Source organism: Olsenella uli, assembly GCF_016899935.1.
Classification (GTDB): domain Bacteria; phylum Actinomycetota; class Coriobacteriia; order Coriobacteriales; family Atopobiaceae; genus Thermophilibacter; species Thermophilibacter uli_B.
Window position 1 is genome coordinate 1 of sequence record NZ_JACJJK010000028.1, and the last position, 280, is coordinate 280.

Here is a 280-nt window from a genome sequence, read left to right on the forward strand (position 1 = left end):
GGGCAAGGGTTGCAGCTTGCATGGAGGATGATTTCCATAACAGCTTTTTTAACGCCTTTTACACCATCAGCAGGTACAAGCATTTTAAGGCCTGATTTATTTTCGCTACCGAAGCCTTTTGGTTCAACTTGGATTGTAAGTTTATCACCAGGAACAACTTCAGTATAAATAACAGCAGGAGTATTATTTCCAGTGTTTTTGCGGTTGAAGAGAGGTTCTTCAACAACGGATTTACGAAGGTATCCTTCAGTATAGCCTTTTGCTACACCAGCATTAATAG

At 40.4% G+C, this 280-nt stretch carries 1 protein-coding gene; it reads right to left on the reverse strand.

Going from position 1 to position 280, the window contains the following annotated elements:
* A partial coding sequence (locus tag H6A07_RS09720; protein WP_204814720.1) for a fumarate hydratase occupies positions 1 to 280 on the reverse strand: 280 nt, incomplete at both ends.